The following is a 20,817-nucleotide window of genomic DNA, read 5'->3' as shown; positions in this document are numbered from 1 at the left end:
CCCTCGCAGATCAGAAGCCTCACCGTCGAGCTCGCCTCGCCGTTCCTGGCAGAGGCACTACAACACCATCATGCTATGCGCGTCTATCCGTACGCGCCTTTGCACATGGAGGTGTACGCCGACAAGTGTGGTCAGCTGGCTTGCTCGGCTCTGGCTCGGGTCTGGGCAAGACGGTAGGAGTCGGTGCCGGTCTCGATGATGTTGCCGGCGAAGGTGAGCCGGTCGACGATCGCGGCGCAGAGGCGCGGGTCGGTGAAGGTGCGGGTCCAGCCGGAGAAGGACTCGTTGCTGGCGATGGCGACGCTGTTCTTCTCTTCGCGTTCTGTGAGGACCTGGAAGAGGAGCTCGGCGCCGTGTCGGTCGAGTTCCATGTAGCCGAGTTCGTCGATGCAGAGCAGGTCGACGCGTCCGTAGCGGGCGACGGTCTTGGCGAGGACCTTCTCGTCGGCGGCCTCGACGAGTTCGTTCACGAGCTTGGTAGCGAGGGCGTAGCGGACCCGGTAGCCCTTCATCGCGGCCTCGGTCCCGAGGGCGATGAGCAGGTGGGACTTGCCGGTGCCGGAGTCGCCGATCAGGCAGAGGGGCTGGCCCTTTTTCACCCATTCGCAAGTGGCGAGCGTGTGGATGGTGGCGGGGTCGATGCCCGGGTTGGCGTCGAAGTCGAAGGCGCGCAGGGACTTGTCGCGGGGAAACTGGGCGGCCTTGATGCGGCGTTCAGAGCGGCGGCGAGCGCGGTCGTCGCATTCGGTCAGTAGGAGTTCGGCGAGGAATCCCAGGTAGGACATCTGCTCGCGGGCCGCCTGCTCGGCCAATTCAGGAAAGGCGGTGCGGATGCTGGGCAGGCGGAGCATCCGGCAGGCCTGGTCGATGGAGGCCTGGGCGGCCTGTTCGGTCATGCCGCGGTGGGGGACGCTCATGGTGTTTCTCCTTGGGCTGGGCGCTCGCCGGGCGGCCGGGCGCGTTTGAGGAGCTGGTCATAGGCCGTCACCGAGGGCAGCGGCCGGGTGTCGCGGGGAAGCTGGGCCAGGCGCCGTTCGGTCAGGAACGTCACCGTTGCCTCGTGGTTGTCGTGCTGGGCGGGCTCGGGAGCGGCTTGTTGGTCTTCCTCAGCGGCTTTGCGGGCCTCCAGGGCGACCGCGTCGGCGGTGAGGGCTCCACCCCCACCGAGCGCCACAGAGCCACTGACCGACATTCGGCTCTTAAATTCACCTACAGAGCCAGCAATCCCGTTTATATTCCGTGAATGGCGACTCAGGGCCGCTCACGGTGGCCTACGGCTGCACAGGAGCGCGCGCCGCATTGTGGGAAGATTCCCAGGCCAGGCGGTGGATGACAAGGTCTAGAAAGTGCCCCCGGCCAGGCACGACGCAAATCCGCGGTGCTCCGACCTGCGGATTCCCGTGGTCGTCTCCTCATTGAGGCTCGTGCGGAGGCGCTCAAGCTAGGCGTGGGGAGCGGTGAGTCGGTCAGGTGCTCACGCAATGTCGATCGGCCACCAGGCGCACCAGCCAGGCTCGGTGGGGGACCACCTTCGTCGCTGCTCAAGGTGTCCGATGCCCTCGTGTCCCAGGAAACGACCAGAGGGCGTCATCCGATCACACGCTGAGTTGGGATACCTGGATGCCTCCGACCGCTTCGGCCGCACGCGTGATCTCCGCGGCGCTGCTGGTCAGGCCCTTGTCCAGGATCACCAGAGGCGATCCGTAGTAGGCCATCGCCCTCCGCATCGCCCTGGCTGAACGGGGCGAGGCGGACGCGATGATCCGCTCGCTGTCCACCGGCACGAAGACGACGATGCGATGCACGCCGCGGCGGCCGGTGCCGGCAGGCATCGGAAGCAGGCGCACCGCTACGATCTGCGCCCAAGTGACCGTGACATCGACCTGTGGCAGGGCGATCCCCGTGGCATCGAGCACGAGCACCGGCTCGTCGGATCGCGCCAGGCGCAACACCGACACGATGAAGCAGACCGCGGCGACGGTGGTGGAAATGATCACTGGAACGTACACGAAGGCCTGACCAGTGGCCAAGGCCAGCGCTGTCGCACCCACGAGAACGGCGGCCATCAGTCCCCAGGAGCGGCGGAGGACCTTCACATCATGCTCAACGATCAGCGCGCGATCCGTGTCGATCCGGTCGGCCGAGGCGGCCGGCCGGTCTGGGAGCGGGCGGGGGCCATTGAGATTCTCCATGCGCATCAACGCTCGTTGACGGCGTATGGAGTTCCACCCCCACCACGACACGATGGGAAGCCACAGGACCATCGCGATCACCATGAATCGGCTGTCTTTTGTTGAAGTAAGGAAGGTGGCCAGCAGCCCGATGGCGGTCAAAACGAACAGAAGCATCGTCAGCCCGAGAACCGGGAGCGCCACCCGCCGCAGGGATCCCCGGAAGCTCAGCATGGTCCGCGCATATCCAGCGGCGATCGCCGCCACCTGTGGGTCTGGGTGAACCTCCCTGCTGTGCAGAAGCTCGCGCCGGGTCCGCCTGTCCAGCCGCCGCCAGGCCTTCATCGACGCGCGTCCTGTTTGGAGTGGCATGACCGGACATCATGCCGGACGCCGATCGGTCGGTCGAACGGCCCTGACGCCCCGCCGCGTTGCCGCGCTGACCGCGTTGTGGCATCGGACGAGGGGCCGCTGATCAACGGAGCGGGCTTCCTGGTTAGCTGGCAATTCTCCCGCTACCGTCTGTCACCGGCCATGGCCCAATTTTCGCCGCGTGCTTGGTCACCAGCCGTGTGCAAGTCTCGAACAGGGTCTGGCCGTCCCGTTCCACCAGCTCATCGAGGATGCGCTCGCCATAGGCAAGTAGCGACTTGCCTATCAAGTTGGGTTCGCTGCGCCCGAAGGCCCAGCAAGCCCGCCGAGCCCGGCGGTGACGACGGTGGCGCACGCGTCGAGCAGTGAGTTTGTCACTGACTCGGCACCTCAAGGTCGTCAGGCCTCGGGGAGGCCGGAGGCAACGCGATCGGCGTCGATCAGGTCGCTGAGCAGGGTGACGGTGGCGGTGGCGAGGTCCCGCAGTGCGGCGTCGGGGATCGCCAACTCTCTTTCGAATGCGCGCTGGATCGTCCGCGCGAGCAGCACGGCCGGGTCCTGGACGGAGCACGTGAGGTGCTCTCCGCGCTGGCTGGCCGCCCGGACGTTGTCCAGTCCGTACTCACCGGGAACATGGAGCCGATCGCGATCGGCAAGCTCACCGCGTTCGGACTCGACCGGTTCGTGGACTTCGAAGCAGGAGCGTACGGAATGGACCATGAGGAACGCCCCCGGTTGGTACGGCTTGCGCAGCAACGCGCGAGCGCCAAGTACGGATATGCCTTCACCGCCGAAAACACTGTGCTCATCGGGGACCCCCAATGACGTCCTGGCCGGGCACCTCGGCGGGGCACGGGTGGTCGCTGTTGCCACCGGATCCTGGGACGCCGACACGCTACGCGGTGCGGGTGCCGAGCTCGTTCTCTCCGGGCTCACCGACACCCCGGCCGTCATCCTCGCCATCCTCGGCGTGACAGACGGGGCTCAGTAGGACGACGCTGTCCGCACCTCCTCAAGCAGACCGCGAACCTGTGGCACCTTGGCATGCGTGGACAAGTGGTTCATGAACTCGGTGAAGCGCTCCTGCACCCGGGCCGAACCGACGCCGGAGGACATCCGATGGGCGCCCACGCCGATGGCTGCCGCCTCGGCAACCTCCCCGCTGTTCAGGTAGGCGGCGGCGAGCCGGATCGTGTAATGCGCCAGGTCTCTGACGTGCTCCGGCGTCCTGGACCGTACGAGCGAAATCGTGTCTTCACCGGCAACCCGCAAGAGGCCCTTGACCTGGTCTGCGACCTCTACGTGAGCAACGCCGAGAGCTGATCACGAGCAGCACACCAGCCGGTGAACCGTCAACCCCCGAGGGAATTCCGGCGCCGACCACTTAGATCCATCCACGTGCCTGGAACCCAGGGCCACGAAGGGGACGTACGTCGTCACTGACCTGACGACGAAAAGTCGATGACCCTTTACGTCGGTTGAAAAGCAAGCGGCCCGAGACCGCTGGGTCTCGGGCCGCTCCCCGTTGCGGTTACGGCCGAACCTGGATGTTGCCTCCGTTCAGCGGCCGCTGCGCCGTGGGCGCGCCGAGCTGGTAGTACGTGCCGCTGGTGTCCCAGACTCGGATCGCGTAGGTGTCCGAGTTGGTGGTCGCGTTGCCCGAGCTGGGCTCGCCGTTGTCGGTGACGTCCACCTGGAACTGGTTGTTGCCGCCTAGGCTGTACGCGATTCCAGTTGCCCGGTTGACGGCAGTGATCGTGCTCTTCCCGGTGAAGGTGGCGGTGCACACCTTCGGTTTGGTGTTCGTGCAGGACTGTGCCAACGCGGTCATCGCGTTACTCTTGATGGTCCAGTCGTAGTCACCTGCGGGCAGGTAGCCACCCTCAGGGTTGGCGACCTGGTTGACGGTCAGGGTCTTCCGGTAGGTGTACTGGCTGTTGCCCTGGATGTTGCCGTTCTTCAGGTACTTCGCGGTGAACCCGAAGTCGCTCTTCGTGCCAAGGCTCGGCTCGGTCAACCAGCCGCCGCCGGTTGTGAAGCCGGTGCCGTTCAGCGCCAGGTACGAGACCGGCGTGGAGGGCTCGGAGGTCTGCTTGTTGGCGTTGGTCGCGGTCGCGGTCAGGCTGTGCGAGCCGGCCGCGAGACTCGACTCGGGTGTGCACGACCAGCTGCCGGTGAGGTCGGCCTCGGTGGTGCAGACCGTTGTGCTGCCGTCCCTGACGGTGATGGTCGACCACCGTTGGGCGGCGCCTGTGACCGTGACCGCGCCGTCGCCCGCCGAGGCGTCGGCCGGCGATGTGATGACCGGCGGGGGCGGCGCCGTCTCGGCCATGAAGGCCATCAGCTCGGCCACGACCAGGTAGTTGGACCCGCTGAGCTGTACCTGGATGTAGCGACCGGTCATCGGCCCGCCGATGGTGGTGGGTCGGTCCATGGTGCCGGTGTCATGGAACGACCAGACCCCGGGCGTCGCCGCCCATGCCGCAGCCGGCTTGTCGTCGGTGAACGGGGTGCTGGACACCAGTACCCAGTAGTCCTTGTCGCGGTCCACCTCTGCCTGGGCGCCCGTCCGGTTCCACACCTGGATCTTGTCGAGGTTGTACACCTGGCCCAGGTCGACTCGCCACCAGGCGTTGGCAGCGGAGTTGGTGTGAGCCATCGCCTGCTGCGTGTAGTCGCCGCTGGTGTTGCCGTCAACGCCCTTGCCCGCGCTCAGGTCGCCGAAGCCGGTCAGCGTGGAGATCTGGGACGTCGGCTTGCCGAGGGCGACGTTGTTACCGCCGACCAGGCCAGACTTGGTCCCGACGCCTGCCGCGTTGGTGACGGTGAGGTCACCCGTGGTCTTGCCAGGGGCGAAGTGCGCGATGAGGTAGTTGGGCGAGACGTACTGCACGAGCTTCGCGGGATAGCCGCCGATGGCCACCTGGGAGTCCGGGCTGAAGCCGGACCCGGAGATCAGCGTGCCGGCGGCGGAGTTGGGGTCGCTCACGATGTAGATCCGCGGCGGCTGCTGGTACAGCAGGTGCTGGTAGGCCGGCTGCAGGCCGGCGTTGGCAAGCAGCGAGTTCGGGATGACGCCGGGGCTCGGGTTGCTGGAGATCTGGACGTTGCCCTCGTCCGTGAAGTTCGCCGTCGGGCCATTGAAGCTGCAGATGTTGCTGTTGATCGCGCCCACCCGGTAGTTGTTCGAGACCCGAACCGGACCGGGCGTGGTGCAGCCGCCGTTGAAGCCGCCCCCGTTGCCGTACTCGGCGTTGCCGTCGAGCAGGATGTAGCTGCTGCCCTCGTCGTGGTAGAAGAAGTACCGCGGGCCGGGGTTGCTGAACGCGACGTTTCCGGTGACCTGCAGCGCGTGTTCCCAGGTGTTGTTCGACTGGTGGCCCTGGGTGTACATCGGCCCACCATCGCTGCGGTCACGCATCGTGTTGATGAAGACGTTGTTGCGGATCACGTTGTCCTGGTTGATGCTCGGGTCCGCAGTCAAGTGGTTGATATCGATGTGGTGGCCGCCCCAGCCGAAGCTCACGCCGGTGTACGGCATGTCCATCAGCTGGTTGTGCTCCACGACGGTGCCTCTCGTGTAGTACACCGAGATACCCACGCCGCCGGAGAACTCCTCGGCCACGTTGTGCAGGTAGTTGTTACGGATCGAGTTGTTGATCGCGATCTCGTCCGGGTCGTCATCGAGCGGCAGCGGGTCGTCCATCGCACCGAGCACGAGGCCGTTGCTGGAGATGTCGGTGAACTCGTTGCCCTCGACGAGGTCGCCGTTGGCGCCGTGGTAGAGCCACAAGCCGGCGTTGCCGATGTGGCGGAACTCGTTGTTGAGGAACCGGAGGTTCTTCGTGCCGCTCAGCTGCACCGCCGCGGTCGGCGGTGTGTAGTTCTCGGTGGGGCACTGGTCGGGCAGTTCGCCGGCCGGCGGGAAGACTGGTGGGTTGGTCACGTACTGGCACAGGCCCTGGAAGTCGTAGCCGTTCGGCAGCGTGACGGTATTGCTCGCCTGGATCTGGGAGAAACCGACGTTGGTGCTCGGCTGGTACCAGGTGGTGTGCGCGTACTCGAGGCCCGTGAACGTCACGTTGGCAAGTGGATCGGCCCAACTCGCCTCGCTGTAGATGACGTGCTCGTTGACGGCGAGCACGAAACTCATGGACGCGGGGTCCTCACCGCTCTTGGGCCAGTAGTAGACCTTGTGCAGGGACTTGTCGTAGTACCAGTCGCCCGCCTTCATGAGCTCGAAGGCGTTCTCGATCCAGGTGGGCTGGGAGTTCGCCGCCAAGCTTGGGAAGCCGCCGGACGGGTTGTCGTTGCCCTGGCCGATCGGCGAGGAGCGGCGCTGGGTGTTCTGCCAGCAGGGCTGCGACATGGTCACCGCGGTGCCCACGATGCTGCCGACGAGGCAGCGGCTCTGGCCCCAGGCCTGGTGGTTGTCGTAGACGAACTCGATCTGGTCGGGGTTCCGCCACGACGCGAGCGAGGAGTTGGCTGCGGTGTAGCCGCCGCTGGCGAAGTTCGAGGTCGGCGTCGTGCGGGTCAGCGTCACGGGGCTGGTGCCCCGCGAGCGCGGCACTCGGACGTCATTGGCATAGAGCCCGCGGGTGCTGATCCCATCGGGGACGTCGACGCTCCAGCGGTTGGGGGCGTCCGCGGCCGGCGCCCAGCCGCTCAGCGGGATTCCGCCGGAGAGGACGGGTCGCTGCGGACCCGCGGGCTGCCACACGATCCGGAACCCGTTACGGCCGGAGTCGGCCGAGGTGAAGGTGAGCGGTTCGGCGAGGTAGTAGGTACCTCCAGCCAGCAGCACGTGGATGTCAGAGTCCATGTCAGCCGCAGCGGTCCGCGCGGAGAGTTGCGCCTGCTGGATCGAGCAGGGCTCGTCGGTGGTGCACGCAGTGCCTGTGCCGTCCGGGGCCGCGTAGATACGGTGCGCCGCCTCGGCGGCAGCGTAGCCCGGGGCGCCGACCGCGATGGCTGCCAAGCTGAGCACCATCGCGACGATGGTGCCGAGATACAGAGCGCGCCGGGTGCCGGTGCCGCGTCCGGCTGACGGGGCACACCGCGGTGGGGACGAGGACCGGTTGGCTGCGGGAGGGCTTGTGAGCGCTCGTGGAGTGGGGGGGCGGATCACGGGGACTCCCAGTCTGCACGGGATGCCTATAGGAAATACGATCTAGCATGTAGGGGCGGCGTGCGGCAGTCAAGATGAAACCCGGGGTTTACATAGCGACACGCACAGTGGCGGCTCGCGATGAAGTCGCCCTTCGCAACACGAAACGCTGCGGCTGAACGCAGCGCACCAGCGTGTACCGCTTCAAAAGTCATCGCAGGGCGCTTGACCTGTGGATCGACCTGAGACGGCGGCTCAGGAAAGATCGCTTCTTGTGTCTCTCTGTCTGAGTCCCGGCAACCGAGGTTGCCGAGCGAGCGGGGCACAGCGTCGATGTGCTCCTGAGGGCCTACGCCAAGTGCATCGAAGGGCAGCGAGGACGCGCTAACAGCAAGATCTCTCAAGCGCTGGAGGAGTGAGCTGCCGATCCTGCTCGGCCAGGCCCCGGGCTGTCCCGGCCTTCACTATTTCTGGGAGCGACGGGCTCGTTACACTCCAGCAGTGATCACGATGACGCCGGTCCTTGAGCGGTGGCATGGGGGCTGTCCGTTCTGGGCTGTCGAGCAAGGTGGGTTCCTTCTCACGGTTCCCCGCCTGCCGACGCCTGAGAGGGTCGGAGCCATCGTGTGGGCGTTGATCGGGAGAAACGTCACCGATAACGATTCGTCGATCATCGTGGCGGACGCGGTCGAAGCAATCGAGGCGTATCTGACCTCCGACGATGAGGCTTTTGCGCCGGGCGGTCTCCGCGTCACGGCTGGCGATGTCGTCATCGACCCCGGATGCTGCGTGGGGCTCGACGAATGGCGCGACTGGCTGGATGTCCAGCGCGGACAGATGATCTACCTCGGCCACAGCCCTGATGTACTGCTGGAGCAGCGTGGGCCGGTGCTGCGTCTCTGGCAGGACGAGGACCAGCTTTGTCCGGGAGAACTCCCCGGCTCATCCGAGCAGCACATCGATATCCCATGCGACGCCCTGCCCGACCTTCTCCAGGGCGTTCACCAGGACCTCGCCGGCTTCCTCGCCGCACTGCGTCAGTGGGCGCAGGACATCGTTCCGGGCCTGGCCGATCAGCTCGTCGTCGCGGTGGACCAACGTTTGCGGATCAGTGCTCCCCTTGACGCCTGAGGGTGGTCAGAGCGTGGTGTACGGCTGCCGCCGGATGCCCGTGGTGGCCGACGTGCTGGCACTGCTGCTGTCATCGCGAGCCAACGTTCTCACCGCTCTCGTGCAGGATCCCGATGGCCTGAAGTACGTCCGTGATCCGTGGTCGGCCTGGTGGTCGACACCAGGCCAGGTGCCACAGTCGATCCAGATCGTTCGCAGACGGGCGGCTCGCCCGCCGGCTATGTCGGCGGCAGACTACCGACACCATCGATACAGGTGTGCGATCATGAGTCCATGACGACCAGAAAGGCGCATGCCTGCTAACCGCCGGCTCGCGCTCCACGCGACGCTCCCCGACCGCTACGCCCGTCTCGAGGTTGTAGCTTCGACAGTCGACCATCTAGGTCGGCTCGTCGCCCTGGTTGCCGATCCCGCCCAGGGTTTCGTCCCAATCCCGCACTTCTCCGAGCTCCGGCCGCCTCCGCGCTACGATGCAACCGTCGTCATCTGCGACGGGGCGGACATCCGCGAGATCCCGCTGTCCGACCTCGACCTGTGGTTCACCCGGATCGATACCCTCGGCGACGGCGTCGTGCTCGCCTCCACCCGTTGTGCTCCTCCCGGCGTGCCCCGCGAGCGCTACCTGGAGCCGGTGCCCAGGGATGAGCTCCTCCTCACCGCCAATGTCCAAGTGATCGACGGCGACGGGCGGACCCAGGCAGCCTTCTATGCGGGCGACGGCATCGAGCAACTCATGACGGACCTTCACGGGAACATCTGGACCAGCTACTTCGACGAGTCGGAGTACTGGGCCGCCAACCCGGACGGCACCTGTTCCAACCGATTCATGCTGGGCCTCGCTCGATGGGACAAAGGTGGAGCGCCGCTGTGGCTGGCGTCCGACACTCCGGGTGTCGTCTGGTGTGACTGCTACGCGCTGAACGTCGGCCGTGACCTGGTCCACGCCTGCCCTTACACCGACTTCCCGCTGGTCGAGATCGACGCGAATGGCATCCGTACCGTCACGCCGAACCCTGTCACCCGATGTAGCGGCCTGGCCGTCTGCGCTGCCGAACTCGCCTTCCTCGATCAGCGCCGAATGGATGACGAGTACTACTGGGAGATCCGCAGGGCCCGCAGGGAAGGCGGAATCGTCGTAGAGACTGGTCGCGAGCCCCTGGTACTGCCGGAAAGCAGGCATCCGAAGAGCTGGGCACGTGGCAAGATCGGCCGGGACGGGATGCTATGGCTGCACGAAGACGGTGACCGGCGGCGCTGGTACCGGTACGAGATCGATACTTAACGCCTGCCTGGCTCCACTCACAGTCCGCCAGGGCCTCGCAACCTGCGATTTAGGTCGGCCGGAGATCGTCCACCAAGGTCTAGAGACATCGCTCGTGCCTGCTCAGAGGTCAGGTTCCTTGATCGCCTTCCAGTCTTGTCCACGAGCGTGCAAGGACAGCGTTAGCAAGATTTTTGGCCTTTGCGAGTGCACGCCTTCTGATCCGTAGGGAACCTGTACGCGCTGCTGTACAGCACTCTGTCAACGCGCCTCAGCACTGCTCGCGCTGGCCTTCCAGCTTTCAACCGGCAACGGACGGATACCGGGCTGCCGCAAGATCGTCGGTGAGGTCCTCCACGGAAAGGTCAGCGTTCAGCGTGGTGACCACTGTCTGCGTCAGTGGACGGAGGGCATAGACGTGCCGTACCGCATCGAGACCCACGGGCACCTCGTAATAGTCCTCCGCGAACCGCCGGAACGCCTCCGGAGACGAATCGACGAGCCGTGCGAACAGGTGCACCGCCCCATCGGGGTCGCCCACGCCGTCCGGGTAGTCGATCTCACCCACCCGCCAACAGTCATCACCGGCCGCACGCCACAGGCAGGCGGTCACGACCGGCATGCCGTGCTCGTCGCAGAACGCCGGCTCCTGCACACAGGTGCGGAAGACTTCTGGGACGGAGTCGAGCACCCCCGGCCACGGCCCGTCGTTGCCGTACGGACTCATCACCGCCTCGTGGTCGAAGCCCCGGATGTACGCACCCGCAGCGGAGAAGACGATGGAGTATTCGTCTCCCGACCCGTTGCGCATTGAGGCCATCTCCTCCCCAGGGCCCCAGCTCGCGTCAAAGGAGTGGTAGCGGCTGGACCATTCCGGGCTCAGGATGGCCTCCAGCACCGCCATGGACCGGCATAGATCACGAAGTTTCGGGATCTCGGGCAGCAGACGAGCCACATCGTGAGCAGTCATGAGCCTCATCCAATCGGATACCGGTGACATCTTTCTGCACTTTCCGGACGGCATAGGAGTACCAGCGCTTCAGCAAAAGGGCCAGCCGAGGCCTGTGTTGGCACCGTCAGAGGGTGTCTGACCTGTGATCCGTCCATCTCATACCCTCGTGGCCCTCATTGCGCTCCCCCTCGTAGAACTGGGTGTTCTCCGACGCCCGATCTGCCCACCTGGGCCGACTCCCCGATCAGGCTCCTGACCTGGTCCTATGCCTGTGGATGGCTCGCATCACTTTCCACTGCTTCCCGGGTTCCCATGGAACAGCGACGGAACAGCCTGAGCCGGGGCGCAAATACACGCCAGCAGCCCGGCACGCGAACGCTGCCAGTGTCCTCGACGGGAAAGATGATCACTCACTTTTGTCGTTCCCCACATTTATAGTGAAGCCTGGTCGATTATTGGGGTCGGCGACTTGCCGAAGTGCTGATCGGAGTGTGCATGAGATGCTAGACCCGGCGACGATGGCGATCATCACCGGCGCGGCAGGAAACCTGGTTGCCTACATGCTCAATGGCCAGGTAGACGCTGCGCGTGCCCGAATTAAGCGCATCTTCCGAGGGGGAACCGAAGAGGAGCAATCTACTTCACTCCGCGCCGCAGAAGACGACTCGCTCGCCCTTGCTCGACGAGCCACTTCAGAGGCCGACGTAAGAGCTCGATGGGGTGTACACCTCGCAGCGTATCTGGCCGAGCACCCCGAGATCCGGGCCGACCTCGAGGCCATCGCACAGTCCGCGCCCACGGCGACGGAGACGATGAACGTCGGCGAGCAGCACAATCACGGTTCGGGTACCTTTATTGGCCGGGATAACTACGGTGGCATAACAACGCCCGGGGAATCCTGACGATGGTCGCACATCCAGAGGGCGAACCATCTCGCGTCGAACAACATAACCACGGCGCTGGGGCCTTCGTCGGCCGCGACAACTACGGCACTATCAACGCCATCGACAAGACGACGCAAGCGATACTTGAGAAGCTCTCTCAGGAGGCGCCGGCGCTTGCACGACTCCTACGGAAAGCTCTGCGGGATGGCGTGGTATCGCCCGATGTCGTCCATGCCCTCGAATACGCTGCCCGGAATATCAATGAGGATGTTGCAAATGCCCTCTTGTTCGCCGGTAAGAATATAAACGAGGATGTCGCCAGGAGGCTTCTGGATGCTGGCACTAAAATTAGTGAGGCGCGCGAATTTGCCGTGAGGGTGGAGCGGGCACTAGAAGGATTTGAGAGAATCTCCGGAACCCTCGGTAGCTTAACTCAATCGTACGGTCGAGATAGTCTAATAGACCAATTGAACGAGACGGTCGATAGTATCAGAATTCACGCCGATCGCGTTGAGGGGGTAGTTACGCCACCACCAGTACAGATAGTCGTCAATTGGAAGCCAACCTTCTATGCGTTCGTATTCGGATTTCTGGCCGGCATAGCTTTGTTCACTTATTTGATGCAGCGCTAGCCGCGATGGCTGCTCGCGAGACCATGTGGGTGAAAGGGCTCAGATCTTGCCGGCCTCTCCGCGCCGTAAGGCGAGCTTGGAAAGCGGTGCTGCGACCTGGTCGAACGACCTCAAGATCATCCCGTGCATATTCCGTGAACGGTGATCCGGGGCTGCCCTCGATGGCCTACGGCTGCATGGGCGGAAGCCGTACCCGGAGAGGATCTCCAGGTAAGACGGCAAGTTACAAGGTCAACTGTGTGCCCCCGGCAGGATTCGAACCTGCGGCACCCGCTTTAGGAGAGCGGTGCTCTATCCCCTGAGCTACGGAGGCGAGACATGCCCTGTAAGCCTAGCGAAAGGTTGGCACCACGCGCGCCGTTGGGGCGGATAAGTCGTCCGACTTCATGGTCATCGCTGCCCTGATGGGCGGTAAAGCCCTGGCAAGCGAACAACCCATCGCCAGCTTACCCGATTACCGTCACGCTTCGTGACCATACGGCGACGTGGACGAGCTCGGGGTATGCGCATGTTCGTCGCGGCGATGCTCGCACCGGCGTTGCTCGCCGTCGGCCTGCTCGTTGGCGAGCTCACTGGATACGGCGACTCACTCCGTGGCTCGCTCGCCGTGGCCGCACGGCAGCCGCCGCCACCACCGAAGTCGAACGATGACCACCCGGCGCGTCCGGATCTGCTCTATCAGGCGCTCGTGCCGCTGTATCAGGGAATCGTGCCGCCTCCGCTGATCCGGAAACCGCATCGCCCCCTCTCTCCGGAGCGGCCGGTCAAGCCGGTAAGGAAGGTGTCACCGAGGTCCCGGCATCAGCCGCCGACGCGACGGGCGGAGCCCAAGGCCCAGGAGTTCTCCTGCGCGCGGGAATGGCAGAACACCTGGCTGTGGGAGCTCTGCCAGGAGCGGATGCGCCGGACGACCTGACCGCGAGACGCCTCGGACCCGGCATTCATCCGGCTGTAGTAACGTGCGTCCCTGACCCAGGTCATGAATTCGCAATGGAGGAGTCGATCGTGCCATCTCCTCGATCGGCGGGTCTGATCGCGGTTGTCACGGCGATGACTTCGCTCGCCGGTGGGGCCACGGCCGGTGCCGCTCACGCGGGCAGCGCCCCTCGCAGCGCCGCCGCAGCAGCCGTCGTTCCGCTGAAGGACCCGGCCAATCTCACCGAACTGCGGCGTGAAGCACAGAAAGCGTTCAAGGGCATCGAGGACGCCAACAGAACGCTGAAGGCTCGGCAGAAGCAGTTCGACGCCGTGCAGAAGCAGGTCGCCACCAAGCTGACCCAGCTCCAGGTCGCCAACCAGCAGTTGGCCAAGGTGCGCAAGCCCTTGTCCGAGATCGTCGAGTTCATCTACCAGGACCCGACGGCCAACAGCATGGCGTTCTTTCCGAACGGCGACGGCACGCCCACCCTCCGCGCGCTCAGCGACGTGAACCACCTCGTCGCCGGACAGAACATCGTCGTGTCCGACGCGGGAAAGCTCTTCCAGGAACGCGAACGGCTGGCTACGGAGGCGCAGGAACTGCGCGCTGAGAACCTCCTGCAGGAAGCCCAGTTGGACGCCGAGATCGACGCTTTGCGTAAGCGCTCGTCCACTCTCGTCAAGTCGCTCACCCGCGCGCTGGTCAAGCTCGGCGTCAAGGTCAACGCGAACAATCGGGGTACAGACGCCTGCGACCCCACGCGGATCGATCTCGCGGCTCAGTACCCCAACGGTCTGCTGCCCAAGGAGTATCTCTGCCCGCTTCCCCAGAAGGGCGAGGAACTGCGCGCCGACGCGGCGATCGCTTTCGCGGATCTCAACGTCGCGTACAAGCAGCGTTTCGGCACACCCATATGCGTCTCCGACAGCTATCGCAGCCTCGCCGACCAGCAGGCCGTCTACTACCAGCGTCCCGGTCTCGCGGCCACGCCGGGCAAGAGCAACCACGGCCTGGGCATGGCCGTCGATCTCTGCGGTGGCGTGCAGATCTTCCGGTCCGCACAGTTCAACTGGCTTGAGGCCAACTCGAAGCGCTTCGGCTTCATCCACCCCGACTGGGCCTATCACAGCCCGTTCGAGCCGTGGCACTGGGAGTACGACCCCACGGTGGGCTCCCTCCTCTGATCCGGGGCTCTGGCCCTCGCATCTTCCCCTGTCCCCGTCCTTGATCCGGCTCCCTGCCGACCCCGCCCGACCCCGCTTCGGCTCAGTGCCGATCGTGACGCCCCACAGGCCCCGCCACACCCTCGACCGCTCTGTCGATCCCGTCCGCCGCCCTGGTGGCGGTGCGGGCGCCGGAACGGACAGGCGACGCAGGCAGACGGCGTTTCCTGCGCTCTGATCTGCGGTTTCCCGGCCTAGCATCGGATCTTGTCCGGGTGCCTTCCCGATCCGGTGGCCGTCCGGCCACCGCCGCGGTTTCTCGACCTGATGAGCAGGTCGACACCCCCGATGCCCGCGAGGACATGGAGGCCGGGACCCGTCGGACCCCGCGAGACGGGCACCGGTGTGACTACAGGAGAGTCTGAAGATGGCGACCAGAGCGGCTCAGTCCGGCACGACGCGGGACATCGCCCTGCCGGGGGTGATCCTCGGTGTAGGGCTCGGCGGTTTCGTCGACGGCATCATGCTCCATCAGGTCCTGCAGTGGCACCACATGCTGAGCGGCACGGACAGCGACAACATCGGGGTGCGTTACTACCCCACCGACACCGTCCCCGGGCTGCGGATGAACACCCTGTGGGACGGGTTCTTCCACGTGTTCACCTGGACGGCGGTGCTGGTGGGCCTGGCGATGCTGTATTCGCGGATGTCCCATCGCCGGAGGAATGTCTGGGCCTCGCGCGCGCTTTGGGGGTGGGCTCTGGTCGGCTGGGGGCTGTTCAACCTCGTCGAAGGCGTCATCGACCACCACATCCTGGCCATCCACCACGTGCGCCGCGGGCCGTACCAGACGTGGTGGGACGTGGGGTTCCTCGTGCTGGGCGCGCTGCTGGTCGCCGGAGGATGGCTGCTGCAGCGCGGGGCGGGCCGTCTGCATGCTGAGCCGAGCGGCTCCGCCGCATGACCCACCTCGCGCATGAGGGCCACGGTGGTGGGATCGCCGCGCTCCTGCAGTCGGCGGTCATCGCCCTCCTGGTCGCCGGCTATCTCGTGCTCGCCCGGCGCGTACGGCGTGAGCCGAGGGGCTGGAGCCGATGGCGTACGGCGAGCGTCGTCGCCGGGGGAACGCTGCTCATGGTGGCGATGCTCCCGCCGGTCGCCACCTTCGCCGAGGGCGACTTTCGTGGGCACATGCTGCAGCATCTCCTCATCGGGATGCTGGCCCCGACCGCTCTCGTGCTGGGAGCTCCGCTGACGCTGCTGTTGCGGTCTCTCCCACCGCCGCACAGGCGTCGTGTCGCGAGGGTTCTCCACAGCCGCGCGGTGCGCGCGATCACGAATCCGTGGCTCGCGCTGGTGCTCAACGTGGGCGGTATGGCCGCGCTGTACTTCACGCCGCTGTATCGGCTGGTGGCCGACGGTCAACTGTCGCATCACCTTGTGCACCTCCACTTCGTGATCGCGGGTTGCCTGTTCGCCTGGGTCGTCGCGGGACCGGACCCGGCACCCCGGCGCCCATCCGTCCGGATGCGGCTGGTCGTGCTGGGCATGGCTATCACCTCGCACGCCACGCTGGCCCAGCTGATGTACGCCGGGCTGTTCATCGACGTACGGGTGCCGGTGGTGGAACTGCACGGCGCCGCCGAGATCATGTACTACGGCGGGGACATCGCGGAACTGCTGCTCGCCATGGCCCTGCTGACGACCTGGCGTCCCATGCCGAGGAGGGCGCGGCAGCCCATGACAGTGACGACCACGGCCGCCGCGACGTCGTCGTAGTCACGCCGCCGCCGAACGGCCAGATCATCACCGGCCGGCGGGCCGGCAGCATGATTCACTGCCCCGGCGGGGCGCTATCGGGCGTGGACGGTCACGGAGAGGCGGCTGCTGGACTGCGCCCGGGCGAGGGCGATCGCCTGCTCGCTCGTGGTGGCGAGCACCAGGAGCGCGCCCTCGACGGATCCGGTCGCCGGTCTGGTCACGACCGTGACCTCCCGAGCGACGGTGATCGCCTGAGCGGCCTCCTGCCTGAAGGCGGCGAGGACATCGACCACGTCCCCCGGCGAGAGCAGGGTTGCCGCGTCGGCGTCGGCGATCCGCACCGGGGTCGCCACCAGACCGGAGCCCAGGGCCGACAGGAATCCCCGCCCGAGCAGCCGGACGTCGGTGAGGAGTTCCCCTCGGCGTACCGGCCCCGACAGGACTCTGCCGACGATGGAGGCCTTCTCGTTGAACGCGCCGTCGGGAACCGCGTCCGGCGGCAGCCGCACGACGGTGACGTCCGGCGCGGACACCCGCCCCCCGGGGAGGTCACGGGCCGCGGCGAGAACGGCGACGCCGGGCGGCTGCCGTACGGCCAGGAGCGCGCACGCCACGGAGGCGGCGGCGAGCAATGCGGCGATGAGACGGCGGTGGCGGGCCAGCGGACGGCTCAGGGCACGCATGCGGTCAAGGCAGCACGAACGGGAGCGGGATGCCATCGAGAGCGCTGCCGCAAGGGCAGGAGCGCTCCTCCGGAAGGGCTGCCACGACCTGCCCGATGAGGGAGCGCATCCGTTCGACGTTGGCGGCGAAGACAGCCAGGACCTCTTCGTGGGTGACGCCCTCGCCCGCCATCACCCCGGCGTCGTGGTCGGTCACCAGGGAGATCTGCGTGTAGCAAAGGGCCAGCTCGCGGGCGAGCACGGCCTCGGGCATCGCCGTCATGCCGATGATCGACCAACCGGCTCCGGCGTACCACTGCGACTCCGCCCTGGTGGAGAACCGGGGCCCCTCGATCACCACGAGCGCGCCGCCGTCGACGGGGGACCACCCGCCCTCGCGGGCGGCGCTCAGCGCGACATCGCGCCCGGTGGGGCAGTAGGGATCCGAGAAGGAGACGTGAACGGCACAGCCGGAGTCGTAGTAGGACTGCTCCCTGCTGGTCGTCCGATCCACGAGTTGGTCGGGGATCACCAGGGTGCCGGGGCCGTACTCCGCGCGGAGAGAGCCGACGGCACACGGAGCGATGACCTGGCGGACGCCGAGCGAACGCAGCGCCCACATGTTGGCGCGATAAGGGATGGTGTGGGGCGGATGCACGTGACCACGCCCGTGCCGGGGGAGGAACGCCACGGAGCGACCACCGATGCGGCCGAGCGTGATCGTGTCGCTGGGCGGGCCGTACGGCGTGCCGACCTGGACCTCTTTGGCGTCGTCGAGCAGTGAGTAGAACCCGGAACCGCCGATGACACCGATGTCTGCGCGAGTGACCATGGGCAGACCCTAGCGAAAGGGCGTCGGGGTGGATTCGGGCCCTGTGGATAACTTTTCTCGCCCAGAAGCGGTGGCCTGAGCCCGGTCCGCGACTTGCCCGATCCGCGAATTGCCCGATCCGCGTTGGCCCGCCTCAGGGCCGATGAAGTTCTCGCCCGGATGAAGTCCTGGCCCGGATGAGCCGGGCCGGGAAGGCTACGCCGCGGAGGTGCTCGACGCGGGCGTCGAGGTCGCCGCCGGAGCGGGGGTGGACTCGGTCTTGGCCGGAGCAGAGGTGGACTCCGTCTTGGACGAGTCGCCTGACGTCGAGGTCGTCGACTTCGACGAGCTGGAGGACCGGTTGTCGGTGCGGTAGAAGCCGGACCCCTTGAACACGATGCCGACTGCGGAGAACACCTTGCGCAGCTTGCCGGTGCATTGCGGACAGTCGGTGAGCGGGGCGTCAGAGAACTTCTGGACGGCCTCCAGCTGCTCACCGCAAGCGGTACAGGCGTACTGGTAGGTGGGCACGCGCTCCTCCTGAAACTGGCACTCAACCGGTGCGACTGCTAATGGTACGCAGCCGAGAAGCATAAACGCTACTCAGGCCCCATTTATTGCGTACCCGCGACTGAGGCGCCCGCCCGACCTGCCGGAATGCCCGCGCCACAGGCGCGAATGCCCTGTGCTCACACGCCTGGACGTCATCCGTATGTGATCACGGGTGTCACTCCGCAGGAGACGGTGTCACCACATCCCGGAACACCGCATGTCCACATGATGGGACGGCGACGCGTGACACGCCTTCGGCGCGCCATCCGGAACGCCCGCGTCGGAGGCCGGCGCCGTTCACTCATGTGAACGTTCACGTTGTGCCGCGTTCGCCGTACCAGCCGGCCAGTTTGCCCTTGCGGCTCACGGCGCGCAGTCGCTGTTCGACGACCTGCCGCTGCGCGGCCGTGGTGACCACGAGGAGCTGGTCCTCGGCCTGCAACTTGGTGGTCTCCGACGGGACGAAGGAACGTCCCTCGCGCACGATCATCGTCACCGCCGCGTTCGCGGGGAGCCTCAGCTCGAAGATCTCCACGCCCTGCATCATGGAGCCGGGAGGGATCCGCACCTGCAGCAGATCCGCCTTCAGCTCCTCAAGCGGCGCGGCCTCCACGTCGAGGTCGCGGGCCTCTCCCTCGGCGCTGATGCCGAGCCGCCGGGCCAGGAACGGCAAGGTCGGGCCCTGCACCAGCGTGAAGACGACCACGATGATGAAGACCTCGTTGAACAGCCCTTTGGCGCCGATCATGCCGTCCGCCCATGGGATCGTGGCCAGGACGATGGGCACCGCGCCGCGCAGACCGGCCCAGGAGAGGAACACCTGTTCTCTCCAGGAGATCCGGTCGATGCGCGCGAGCCACACGAGAAGCGCGCAGACGGCGACGGAGAGCGGGCGGGCGAGCAGCACGAGGGCCACACCCGCCAGCAGGCCGGGGACGATCGTCTTCGGCAGCTCCGAAGGGCTGGCGAGCATGCCGAGCATGACGAAGAGGCCGATCTGGGCCAGCCACGCGGCGCCCTCCGCGAACCCGCGGGTGGCTGATCGGTGCGGCAGGCGGCTGTTCCCGATGATCAGCGTCGCGACGTAGACGGCGAGGAAGCCGCTCGCGTGGAGCTGCACGGCCCCCGCGTACGCGAGGAACGCGACGGCCATGACGGCGATCGGGTAGAGGCCGGAGGCGGGCAGCGCCACCCGGCGCAACAGGTACGACGCCAGGGGGCCGATCGCCAGCCCCACCGCGGCCCCCACCGCCAGCTCGTACGCGGCGTTGACCAGGATGTCCCACGTTGACGGCATGGGCGCGGAGGGCAGGCTGAGCATCGTCACGACGATCACGGTCGGCGCGTCGTTGAAACCGGACTCCGCCTCCAGCACGCCCGCGATCCGCGGAGGCAGGGGAAGCCGCCGCAGCACGGAGAACACGGCCGCCGCGTCGGTTGAGGCGAGCACCGCGCCGAACAGCAGCGACATCCGCCAGCTCATGCCGAGGAGGCCCTGTACGGCCACCGCGAACGCGACGATGCTGACCGCGACGCCGACCGTGGCCAGGACCAGGGCCGTGGGCACGGCACGTCGTACGCTCTGCCAGTTGGTCGTCAGACCGCCTTCCGCGAGGATGACGGCGAGTGCGACGAGACCGAGCTGCTGGGCGAGCGCCGCGTTCTCGAAGTGGATGTGCGCGAATCCCGATTCCCCGACCAGCATGCCGAGGCCGAGATAGATCAACAGGCTGGGCAGGCCCGTGCGGTGGGCGATGCGGACCGAGATGATTGCCGTGATGACGACGATGGCGGACAGGAGCAGCCATACGTTCAGCCCCACCTGCCCCCCCTTCGAGCTACGGCAGCCTCGTCACATTTGTCGCAAATGAACAATACCGGTCGGTAATGCCCCAAATGCGACGGGCTGATCGTGTGATTCGGCGGGAATCCCCTCGATCAGCTCCCCTTCATGCAGCAGCGCCACGGTCGGGACGTTGGGTCCCACTCTGGCCAGTGCGCGGTCGTAGGACCCGCCGCCACGCCCGAGCCGGATCCCCGTCGACCTGTCCACCGCGAGCGCGGGGACGATGACCAGCGCGGCTGTCCTGATCGCGTCCACGCCGCGCCGCGTGTCCACCGGCTCCATGATCCCGTACGGACCGGGAGCGAGGGAGTCCGGACCGTCGTACACCGCCCAGTCGAGATCGCGGTCCGGCCGGAGCACCGGCAGCATGACCGTCGCCCCGTGCTTCCACAGTGCGAAGACCAGGCCGTGGGTTGACGGCTCGGACCCGATCGACCAGTAACACGCGACCAGCCCGGCCATCTGAACCCAGGGTTGCTCCAGCAGGTGCTCCCTGATCGCGGCGGACGACTCACGCAGGACCTTCTCATCCAGCCCTGACCGTGTGTTAAGAATCCATCGCCGTAGGTTCATCTTGTCCATAGCCTGCT

General features: G+C 66.3%; 21 protein-coding genes and 1 tRNA gene. 9 read left to right on the top strand and 13 right to left on the bottom strand.

The features are described from left to right. Positions 1 to 131: 131 nt before the first annotated feature. From istB to QSK17_RS31200, 4 genes are all read right to left on the bottom strand, one after another. Positions 132 to 917 (bottom strand): IS21-like element helper ATPase IstB, encoded by a 786-nt coding sequence (gene istB / locus QSK17_RS31215; protein ID WP_285709220.1) that lies wholly within the window; start codon positions 915 to 917, stop codon positions 132 to 134. After that, on the bottom strand, positions 914 to 1,192 hold the full coding sequence (locus tag QSK17_RS31210) for a hypothetical protein (RefSeq protein ID WP_285709218.1): 279 nt from the start codon (positions 1,190 to 1,192) through the stop codon (positions 914 to 916). The genes istB and QSK17_RS31210 overlap by 4 nt, the downstream gene beginning before the upstream one ends. 403 nt (positions 1,193 to 1,595) lie before the next feature. Continuing rightward, entirely contained in the window at positions 1,596 to 2,516 is a 921-nt protein-coding gene (locus tag QSK17_RS31205; protein WP_285709215.1) for a hypothetical protein, read from the bottom strand. Positions 2,517 to 2,942: 426 nt separating this feature from the next. Next, positions 2,943 to 3,263: a hypothetical protein gene (locus QSK17_RS31200; RefSeq protein WP_285709213.1), complete on the bottom strand. Its 321-nt coding sequence runs from the start codon at positions 3,261 to 3,263 to the stop codon at positions 2,943 to 2,945. Between the two features lie 58 nt (positions 3,264 to 3,321). On the opposite strand from QSK17_RS31200, the gene QSK17_RS31195 reads away from it, so the two are divergent. Beyond that, the gene (locus QSK17_RS31195) at positions 3,322 to 3,534 is read left to right on the top strand and encodes an HAD family hydrolase (RefSeq protein ID WP_285709211.1); all 213 of its coding nucleotides are present in this window, start codon (positions 3,322 to 3,324) and stop codon (positions 3,532 to 3,534) included. Here QSK17_RS31195 and QSK17_RS31190 read toward each other — a convergent pair. Together QSK17_RS31190 and QSK17_RS31185 are read right to left on the bottom strand one after the other, a co-directional pair. Continuing rightward, positions 3,528 to 3,815 (bottom strand): hypothetical protein, encoded by a 288-nt coding sequence (locus tag QSK17_RS31190; protein WP_285709209.1) that lies wholly within the window; start codon positions 3,813 to 3,815, stop codon positions 3,528 to 3,530. The two genes, QSK17_RS31195 and QSK17_RS31190, sit on opposite strands and share 7 nt — an antisense overlap. Before the next feature lie 259 nt (positions 3,816 to 4,074). After that, positions 4,075 to 7,536 (bottom strand): galactose-binding domain-containing protein, encoded by a 3,462-nt coding sequence (locus QSK17_RS31185; RefSeq protein ID WP_285709207.1) that lies wholly within the window; start codon positions 7,534 to 7,536, stop codon positions 4,075 to 4,077. Between the two features lie 618 nt (positions 7,537 to 8,154). On the opposite strand from QSK17_RS31185, the gene QSK17_RS31180 reads away from it, so the two are divergent. Together QSK17_RS31180 and QSK17_RS31175 are read left to right on the top strand one after the other, a co-directional pair. Continuing rightward, on the top strand, positions 8,155 to 8,784 hold the full coding sequence (locus tag QSK17_RS31180; protein ID WP_285709205.1) for a hypothetical protein: 630 nt from the start codon (positions 8,155 to 8,157) through the stop codon (positions 8,782 to 8,784). Between the two features lie 292 nt (positions 8,785 to 9,076). Further along, positions 9,077 to 10,066, top strand: coding sequence for a hypothetical protein (locus QSK17_RS31175; RefSeq protein ID WP_285709204.1), 990 nt, complete (start codon positions 9,077 to 9,079; stop codon positions 10,064 to 10,066). Positions 10,067 to 10,346: 280 nt separating this feature from the next. On the opposite strand, the gene QSK17_RS31170 is transcribed toward QSK17_RS31175, so the two are convergent. Then, positions 10,347 to 11,015, bottom strand: coding sequence for a hypothetical protein (locus tag QSK17_RS31170; protein WP_285709202.1), 669 nt, complete (start codon positions 11,013 to 11,015; stop codon positions 10,347 to 10,349). A 500-nt stretch (positions 11,016 to 11,515) separates the two neighbouring features. Here QSK17_RS31170 and QSK17_RS31165 point away from each other — a divergent pair, with 500 nt between their 5' ends. Together QSK17_RS31165 and QSK17_RS31160 are read left to right on the top strand one after the other, a co-directional pair. Then, on the top strand, positions 11,516 to 11,899 hold the full coding sequence (locus QSK17_RS31165; protein WP_285709200.1) for a hypothetical protein: 384 nt from the start codon (positions 11,516 to 11,518) through the stop codon (positions 11,897 to 11,899). Positions 11,900 to 11,901: 2 nt separating this feature from the next. Further along, positions 11,902 to 12,513: a hypothetical protein gene (locus QSK17_RS31160; protein ID WP_285709198.1), complete on the top strand. Its 612-nt coding sequence runs from the start codon at positions 11,902 to 11,904 to the stop codon at positions 12,511 to 12,513. A 240-nt stretch (positions 12,514 to 12,753) separates the two neighbouring features. Here QSK17_RS31160 and QSK17_RS31155 read toward each other — a convergent pair. Continuing rightward, positions 12,754 to 12,826: transfer RNA gene (locus tag QSK17_RS31155), tRNA-Arg, on the bottom strand. A gap of 189 nt (positions 12,827 to 13,015) precedes the next feature. Between QSK17_RS31155 and QSK17_RS31150 the strand changes: the two genes are divergently transcribed. The 4 genes from QSK17_RS31150 (at position 13,016) to QSK17_RS31135 (ending at position 16,374) form a co-directional block, all read left to right on the top strand. Further along, entirely contained in the window at positions 13,016 to 13,429 is a 414-nt protein-coding gene (locus QSK17_RS31150) for a hypothetical protein (protein ID WP_285709196.1), read from the top strand. Positions 13,430 to 13,518: 89 nt separating this feature from the next. Further along, positions 13,519 to 14,616, top strand: a complete 1,098-nt coding sequence (locus QSK17_RS31145) for a D-alanyl-D-alanine carboxypeptidase family protein (protein ID WP_285709195.1) — start codon at positions 13,519 to 13,521, stop codon at positions 14,614 to 14,616. A gap of 406 nt (positions 14,617 to 15,022) precedes the next feature. Then, entirely contained in the window at positions 15,023 to 15,559 is a 537-nt protein-coding gene (locus QSK17_RS31140; RefSeq protein ID WP_285709193.1) for a DUF2243 domain-containing protein, read from the top strand. Next, complete coding sequence (locus QSK17_RS31135; protein ID WP_285709191.1) at positions 15,556 to 16,374, top strand: cytochrome c oxidase assembly protein; 819 nt, start codon at positions 15,556 to 15,558, stop codon at positions 16,372 to 16,374. The genes QSK17_RS31140 and QSK17_RS31135 overlap by 4 nt, the downstream gene beginning before the upstream one ends. A gap of 74 nt (positions 16,375 to 16,448) precedes the next feature. Here QSK17_RS31135 and QSK17_RS31130 read toward each other — a convergent pair whose 3' ends face one another. The 5 genes from QSK17_RS31130 to QSK17_RS31110 all read right to left on the bottom strand — a co-directional run bounded on the left by QSK17_RS31130 (position 16,449) and on the right by QSK17_RS31110 (position 20,809). Beyond that, the gene (locus QSK17_RS31130) at positions 16,449 to 17,039 is read right to left on the bottom strand and encodes an SAF domain-containing protein (RefSeq protein ID WP_285709189.1); all 591 of its coding nucleotides are present in this window, start codon (positions 17,037 to 17,039) and stop codon (positions 16,449 to 16,451) included. A gap of 4 nt (positions 17,040 to 17,043) precedes the next feature. Further along, positions 17,044 to 17,850: an S-methyl-5'-thioadenosine phosphorylase gene (locus QSK17_RS31125; RefSeq protein WP_285709186.1), complete on the bottom strand. Its 807-nt coding sequence runs from the start codon at positions 17,848 to 17,850 to the stop codon at positions 17,044 to 17,046. Between the two features lie 195 nt (positions 17,851 to 18,045). Beyond that, a complete protein-coding gene (locus tag QSK17_RS31120) occupies positions 18,046 to 18,360 on the bottom strand; it encodes an FmdB family zinc ribbon protein (RefSeq protein WP_285709184.1) in 315 nt (104 codons plus the stop codon). A 334-nt stretch (positions 18,361 to 18,694) separates the two neighbouring features. Next, positions 18,695 to 20,203 carry a potassium/proton antiporter gene (locus QSK17_RS31115; RefSeq protein ID WP_285709182.1) on the bottom strand — a complete coding sequence of 503 codons (1,509 nt, stop codon included), beginning with the start codon at positions 20,201 to 20,203 and terminating at the stop codon, positions 18,695 to 18,697. Positions 20,204 to 20,233: 30 nt separating this feature from the next. After that, a complete protein-coding gene (locus tag QSK17_RS31110) occupies positions 20,234 to 20,809 on the bottom strand; it encodes a 5-formyltetrahydrofolate cyclo-ligase (protein WP_285709180.1) in 576 nt (191 codons plus the stop codon). Positions 20,810 to 20,817: the final 8 nt, after the last annotated feature.

Source organism: Microtetraspora sp. NBRC 16547, assembly GCF_030268965.1.
Classification (GTDB): Bacteria; Actinomycetota; Actinomycetes; order Streptosporangiales; family Streptosporangiaceae; genus Microtetraspora.
The sequence above is the reverse complement of the archived record's forward strand: the minus strand, read 5'-3'. Positions and strand labels throughout refer to the sequence as shown.